Raw genomic sequence first — 6,717 nt, forward strand, 5'->3', positions numbered from 1 at the left:
AATGGGAAACAGAGGGCTTCTTGCAAAGGAGTCCTTTTTTTAAGGAGGAAATCACTGATGGAAGATTATGTTATTCGAGCGATCTCTGCAGACGGGGCCGTGCGCGGGTTTGCGGCACGGACGACGAATCTGGTACAGGAACTGCAACAACGTCACCGCACTTTTCCGGTGGTCAGCGCGGCATTGGGCAGAACGGCAACCATGGGCGCGATGATGGGCGTGACTTTAAAAGAGAAGAACCACAAAGTCTTGATTCGGGTGGAAGGTGACGGACCCATCGGGCGGATCATGGTGGATGCCGACGGGCAAGGCCATGTGCGCGGTTGTGTCGACCAACCGCAAGTGGAAGGCAAATCCAAAGGGAACAAGCTGGATGTGGCTTCCGCTGTGGGAAAAGGAATGATTCACATCATCAAAGATTTGGGGCTGAAGGAACCGTATCGCGGCGCTTCGCCGATCATCTCAGGGGAATTGGCGGAAGACTTTACCTATTATTTTACGGCCTCTGAACAAACCCCGTCGTCCGTGGGATTGGGGGTATTGGTCAAAGGGGACGAAATTTTGGCGTCCGGCGGGTATATGATCCAGCTTTTGCCGGGGGCCGGGGAAGAAGTGATCCAAAAATTGGAGCAACGGATCTCCCGGCTTTCGTCGATCTCGGACCGGTTGAAAAACGGTGAAACGCCGGAAGAAATGCTGCGCTTTTTAATGGGCGACGATTTGGAAATCCTGGGGAAATCGCCGGTTCAATTCCAATGCAATTGTTCCAGGGAGCGCTCAAAGGCAATGTTGCGGGCGCTTGGCAAGGAGGAAATAGAATCCATCCGGGACGAATTGGGCCGCGCCGAGGTGGTTTGTCATTTTTGCAATGAAAGATACTTGTTTACGGATGAGGAATTAGAAAGGATTTTAATAGAAGAAATTGATTGACAAATTGGATCGGGATTAGTATGATGATAAATACAAAACCTATAAGTTTACTCGGAATAAGGAGGCTTCCTACATGCGGGTTGGAAATAATATTCTTGAGTTGATTGGCGAAACACCGCTTGTGAAATTAAACCGGATTGTTGGTAAGACGGATGCCGATGTTTATTTGAAACTGGAATTTTTTAACCCGGGTGGCAGTGTCAAAGACCGGATTGCCCTCAGCATGATTGAAGAAGCTGAAAAACGCGGGGAGCTGAAACCCGGTTCCACGATTTTGGAGCCGACCAGCGGAAACACCGGAATCGGGCTGGCGATGGTGGCAGCAGCCAAAGGTTACCGTGCCGTGTTGGTCATGCCTGACACGATGAGCGTGGAACGCAGAAATCTTTTGCGGGCCTATGGGGCCGAACTGGTGCTGACTCCCGGTGCGGAAGGAATGAAAGGGGCCATTCAAAAAGCCCGAGAAATCCATGAACAACATCCCGATTACTTCGTTCCCCAACAATTTGAAAATCCGGATAACGTGAAAGCGCACTTTGAAAACACCGCCAGAGAAATTGTTGAACAAACGGGTGGCGAACTGGATGCCTTTGTTGCGGGAATCGGGACCGGCGGAACGATTACCGGTGTCGGCCGGGTCTTGAAAGAAAAATATCCCCATGTCCATGTGGTTGCTGTTGAGCCTTCCAATTCCCCCGTTTTGTCCGGAGGAAAACCTGGGCCTCATAAAATTCAGGGAATCGGTGCCGGATTTGTACCCAAGATTCTCGATACGGAAATTTACGATGAAGTTTTGCAAGTGGATAACGAGGAAGCTTTTGAATGGGCACGTCGTGCCGCTCGTGAAGAAGGGATTCTCGTGGGTATTTCCTCCGGTGCGGCCATTGCTTCTGCGGTGAAAATCGCCCGCCGGTTGGGAGAGGGCAAAAAAGTTGTTGCTGTTGTTCCGAGTAACGGAGAACGTTATTTGTCCACGCCTCTTTTCAATTTCGAGGATGAAGCGTAAGCGTAAAACCGGATATATCTGTCGGAAGCTATCCTTTATCGGAAAGGATAGCTTCTTTTGCTTTCGGGGAAAATTGTGATGAAGATCCCGGTTTTATGTGGTAAAATGATGTGATTAGAAGAGTCGAGCCTGTCGCGAACAGCCGGGAAGAGATTGGGTCATCATGAAATTGGTTTAACGGTATGAGCACAAACGATGCCATGGACATCGATGAAATAGAACATGTCATCACCGGTGCCGGCCTTGAGGTTTCCCATCCGGATGGAGCGGAATCCCTGTGAAGAAAAGATGAAAAACCATTTTGAAGAACCGGATTCATCAAAACCAATCCATTTCCTTCTGCGGAAGATGAAAGATAGATATGAGATGGCTCACTGACAGAAGGAATCGGTCGGCCATCTTTTTTTGTCATCGATGCAGCCATCAAGCGCTTGTATTCATCAGAGAGGAGCTGGAGCCATGAACCATTCAACGATTCAAGCCGGTCCGTATACGTTATCATATGATCGCCGCACGTTGGTGATGGGGATTTTGAATGTGACCCCGGACTCTTTTTCAGACGGCGGGAAATACAATACGGTGGACCGGGCTGTCGAGCATGCCAAACAACTGGTGCGTGATGGCGCGGATATCATAGACATCGGCGGAGAATCCACGCGCCCCGGGGCGGAGTATGTTCCGCCGGAAGAGGAATTGTCCCGCTTGCTCCCGGTGATTGAGGTGTTGCATCGCGAGTTGGACTGCCCCATTTCCGTGGATACGTATAAAGCAGAAGTGGCCCGGCAATGCATTCAGGCCGGGGCGCATATCATCAATGATGTATGGGGAACGCTCAAAGATCCGGACATGGCCAAGGTTGCGGCCGAATTGGATGTGCCGGTCATTTTGATGCATAACCGGCAACAAGCAGACTATGATTCCCTGATGGATGATGTGATCCGGGATCTGATGGCGATGGTGCAAAATGCGAAACAAGCCGGTGTCAAAGATGAAAACATCATTTTGGATCCCGGGATCGGCTTTGCCAAAACCCTTGAACAAAATTTAACCGTGATGCGCCACCTGGATCGCATTACCGCGTTGGGATATCCCGTGTTATTGGGAACATCCAGAAAATCCATGATTGGCAAAACGTTGAACCTGCCGACGGAAGAACGGATGGAAGGCACGGCGGCAACGGTGGCATTCGGAATCGCCCAAGGATGCCGGATTGTCCGGGTTCACGATGTCAAAGAGATGACCAGGGTTTGCCGGATGATGGATGCGATGCTGTTCGGGGTTCTGCCGGAGGAGGCGGAGACCCGTGGATAAAATCTTTATGAAACGGCTGAGTTTTTACGGGTATCATGGGGCTTATGCCGAAGAAAACCGGCTGGGGCAGCGTTTTTATGTCGATCTGGAAATGAAATTGGATTTAAAGCCTGCCGGCACAACAGACGATTTGCAAAATACCGTCGATTACGGAGCCGTGTATCAGAAAGTGGAAACCATCATGACCGGAACCCGGGTGAAATTGATTGAAACCTTGGCAGAGCGGATTGCCGGACGTTTGTTGGCTGATTTCCCGATTGAAGAAGTACGGGTCCGCGTCACCAAACCCAACCCGCCGATTCAGGGACACTATGAGTCGGTCGGGGTTGAAGTGGTAAGGACAAGGACATGAGCAGGAAAGTGACGGCCTATCTGGGGCTGGGAACCAATCAGGGAGATCGGCGGGAACAGCTGAAACAGGCGATCCATCTGTTGAACAACACCAGAGGAATCCACGTGCGGAAAACCTCTTCGATTTATGAAACTGCTCCGGTAGGGTATCTCGACCAACCGCCGTTTTACAACATGGCGGCAGAAATCCAGACGACTTTGTCTCCCGGGCAATTGTTGGAAGCTTTTCTGCAGATCGAACAAAAGTTTCACCGGGTGCGAAAGATCCGCTGGGGACCGCGCACCATGGATCTGGATCTGCTTCTTTATGAAGACCGCTTGATCCGGCAGGATGATCTGGTGGTGCCCCATCCGCGCATGACCGGGCGGGCATTTGTTTTGGTCCCCTTGTTTGAAATTGCCGGGGATATCGAAATCCCGGGGACGCATAAAACGATTTCCCAGTGGATGAAGGAGATTCCCGGTGACCAAAAAGTGCACAAATTGGAAATGATTCCGGTTTAACATGGGGAAAGGAGGTATTTCGATGCTGAAAATCGGGGACATTGCGTTAAAAAACCGTGTTGTGTTGGCTCCGATGGCAGGCGTCTGCAATCCGGCTTTCCGCCTCATTGCCAAAGAGTTTGGCGTGGGGTTGGTGTGTGCGGAAATGGTGAGCGACAAAGCCATTTTGCACGGGAATAAAAGGACCCGGGAGATGCTTTATGTGGATGAACGGGAGAAACCGCTCAGTTTGCAAATTTTCGGCGGAGACAAAGAAACGCTGGTCGAGGCGGCCAAAGTTGTCGACCAACAAACCAATGCGGATATTATCGATATCAACATGGGATGTCCGGTTCCGAAAGTGGTCAAATGCGATGCGGGCGCCCGCTGGCTGCTCGATCCGGACAAGATTGAAGAGATGGTGTCCGCCGTGGTGGAAGCCGTGGACAAACCGGTGACCGTCAAGATGCGCATTGGCTGGGATGAAGATCATATTTATGTGGTTGAAAACGCCAAAGCGGTCGAACGCGCCGGAGGAAAAGCGGTTTCTGTACACGGGCGCACGCGGAAGCAGATGTACCGCGGGCAGGCGGACTGGAGTTGGATTAAAAAAGTCAAAGAGGCCGTGGGGATTCCTGTCATCGGAAACGGCGATGTCTTTACACCGGAAGATGCGAAGCGGATGCTTGATACAACCGGTTGTGACGGGGTCATGATCGGCCGCGGCGCATTGGGGAATCCGTGGATGTTGTACCGGACGGTCCATTATCTGGAGACCGGCGAACTGCTTCCGGAACCGGAAGTGCGGGAAAAGATGGAAATTGCCATTTTGCATATGGACCGGCTTGTCAAACTGCGGGGGGAAGACATCGCCGTCCGCGAAATGCGAAAACATGCGGCGTGGTATCTCAAAGGATTGCCTGGCGCCAGCAAAGTCAAAGAAAAAGTCAATCAACAAGAAACCAGGGATGGGATGGCAAATCTCCTGCTTTCGTTTGCGGAGGAATTCGAAACGCGTCAGCGCGAAAAACAAGAAGCCGTCAATCAAGAATCTGCGTAACGGATGAACGAAGGAGTGCGAAACGATGAGTCATGAAGAACAAAGCGATCTGTTTCAAATCAGGCGTGAAAAAGTTTCTGCGTTGAGGGAGAAAGGTGTCAATCCTTTCGGCCACAAATTTGAGCGTACCCATCATGCAAAAACGATTTTGGATCAATACGAATCGATGTCCAAAGAAGAATTGCAGGAAAAAAATATTTCCGTATCGATTGCCGGGCGTCTTGTGGCCAAACGGAAACAAGGAAAAGCTTCCTTTGCCCATCTCCAGGATATGAGCGGCCGGATTCAGATCTATGTCCGGCTGGACCGGGTGGGGGAAGAGCAGTATGAGATTTTCCGGACAGCCGACCTCGGGGATTTTCTGGGGATCAAAGGCGTTGTCTTTAAAACCAACCGCGGGGAAGTCAGCGTCAAAGCCGATCAGGTGGATTTCCTGAGCAAATCGCTCCGTCCCCTTCCTGAAAAATATCACGGGTTGAAAGATGTGGAACTCCGGTATCGGAAACGGTATTTGGACCTCATCATGAATCCGGAAGTCAAAGAAACGTTTATCACCCGGAGCCGGATCATTGCCGCGATGCGCCGGTATTTGGATCAACAAGGGTTTTTGGAAGTGGAAACCCCGACCATGAATGTGATCGCCGGCGGCGGGGCGGCACGTCCGTTCATCACCCACCACAATGCACTCGATATGAAGCTGTATATGCGGATTGCCCTTGAACTTCATTTGAAACGCCTGGTTGTGGGCGGATTTGAAAAAGTGTATGAAATCGGCCGTGTATACCGCAATGAAGGGATTTCCACCCGCCATAATCCGGAGTTTACCATGATGGAATTGTATGCCGCTTATGCCGATTTCCATGACATCATGGATCTCACGGAGGATTTGATCGCCCATGTGGCACAAGAAGTCTTGGGCACGACGAAAATCCATTACCAAGGCCATGAAGTCGATCTTTCCCCCGGCTGGGCACGCAAATCGATGACCGAATTGATCCGGGAAACGACCGGGGTGGATTTCACCCGGCAAATGACCGATGAAGAAGCCCGCCGGCTTGCGAAAGAACATGGCGTGGAAATTACGGAGTTTATGACCTTTGGGCACATTGTCAATGAGTTCTTTGAACAAAAAGTGGAAGACCAATTGATTCAACCGACGTTCGTTTACGGACATCCGGTGGAGATTTCGCCGCTTGCGAAGAAAAATGAAGAAGATCCCAGGTTTACGGACCGGTTTGAGCTGTTTATCGTGGGACGGGAACATGCGAATGCTTTCTCCGAATTGAACGACCCGATGGATCAACGGGAGCGTTTTGAAGCACAATTGAGAGAAAAAGAAGCTGGTAACGACGAAGCGCACCCGATGGATGAAGATTTCCTGGAAGCACTCGAATACGGAATGCCGCCCACCGGCGGTCTGGGAATCGGTGTGGACCGTTTGGTGATGCTGTTGACAGACAGCCCGTCGATCCGCGACGTTCTCTTGTTCCCGCATATGCGCGAAAACCAGCAGGAAGACTGATGGAAAAGCTTCTGATTCGACATGAATCAGAAGCTTTTTTCACAAGTTATCCAC

7 protein-coding genes are annotated in these 6,717 nt (G+C 50.9%); all 7 read left to right on the forward strand.

Annotated elements, in window-relative coordinates; all coding sequences use genetic code 11:
- The first annotated feature begins 57 nt into the window (after positions 1–57).
- The 7 genes from hslO to lysS all read left to right on the forward strand — a co-directional run bounded on the left by hslO (position 58) and on the right by lysS (position 6,663).
- Entirely contained in the window at positions 58–930 is an 873-nt protein-coding gene (gene hslO, locus H1R82_RS01825) for an Hsp33 family molecular chaperone HslO (protein WP_181732368.1), read from the forward strand.
- 73 nt (positions 931–1,003) lie between these two features.
- Positions 1,004–1,936 (forward strand): cysteine synthase A, encoded by a 933-nt coding sequence (gene cysK, locus H1R82_RS01830; RefSeq protein ID WP_181732369.1) that lies wholly within the window; start codon positions 1,004–1,006, stop codon positions 1,934–1,936.
- 459 nt (positions 1,937–2,395) lie between these two features.
- Positions 2,396–3,247 carry a dihydropteroate synthase gene (gene folP, locus H1R82_RS01835; protein WP_181732370.1) on the forward strand — a complete coding sequence of 284 codons (852 nt, stop codon included), beginning with the start codon at positions 2,396–2,398 and terminating at the stop codon, positions 3,245–3,247.
- A complete protein-coding gene (gene folB / locus H1R82_RS01840) occupies positions 3,240–3,599 on the forward strand; it encodes a dihydroneopterin aldolase (protein WP_181732371.1) in 360 nt (119 codons plus the stop codon). The genes folP and folB overlap by 8 nt, the downstream gene beginning before the upstream one ends.
- A complete protein-coding gene (folK, locus tag H1R82_RS01845) occupies positions 3,596–4,102 on the forward strand; it encodes a 2-amino-4-hydroxy-6-hydroxymethyldihydropteridine diphosphokinase (RefSeq protein ID WP_181732372.1) in 507 nt (168 codons plus the stop codon). The genes folB and folK overlap by 4 nt, the downstream gene beginning before the upstream one ends.
- Positions 4,103–4,124: 22 nt before the next feature.
- Positions 4,125–5,141 carry a tRNA dihydrouridine synthase DusB gene (gene dusB / locus H1R82_RS01850; RefSeq protein WP_181732373.1) on the forward strand — a complete coding sequence of 339 codons (1,017 nt, stop codon included), beginning with the start codon at positions 4,125–4,127 and terminating at the stop codon, positions 5,139–5,141.
- Between the two features lie 25 nt (positions 5,142–5,166).
- Positions 5,167–6,663, forward strand: a complete 1,497-nt coding sequence (gene lysS / locus H1R82_RS01855; RefSeq protein ID WP_181732374.1) for a lysine--tRNA ligase — start codon at positions 5,167–5,169, stop codon at positions 6,661–6,663.
- Positions 6,664–6,717: the final 54 nt, after the last annotated feature.

The organism is Thermoactinomyces intermedius (assembly GCF_013912365.1).
Lineage (GTDB): Bacteria > Bacillota > Bacilli > Thermoactinomycetales > Thermoactinomycetaceae > Thermoactinomyces > Thermoactinomyces intermedius.

Excerpts from the sequence above, each read along its gene's own strand:
- dusB (WP_181732373.1), top strand. The coding sequence starts at position 4,125 with ATGCTGAAAATCGGGGACATTGCGTTAAAAAACCGTGTTGTGTTGGCT.
- hslO (WP_181732368.1), top strand. The coding sequence starts at position 58 with ATGGAAGATTATGTTATTCGAGCGATCTCTGCAGACGGGGCCGTGCGC.
- folP (WP_181732370.1), top strand. The coding sequence starts at position 2,396 with ATGAACCATTCAACGATTCAAGCCGGTCCGTATACGTTATCATATGAT.
- cysK (WP_181732369.1), top strand. The coding sequence starts at position 1,004 with ATGCGGGTTGGAAATAATATTCTTGAGTTGATTGGCGAAACACCGCTT.
- lysS (WP_181732374.1), top strand. The coding sequence starts at position 5,167 with ATGAGTCATGAAGAACAAAGCGATCTGTTTCAAATCAGGCGTGAAAAA.
- folK (WP_181732372.1), top strand. The coding sequence starts at position 3,596 with ATGAGCAGGAAAGTGACGGCCTATCTGGGGCTGGGAACCAATCAGGGA.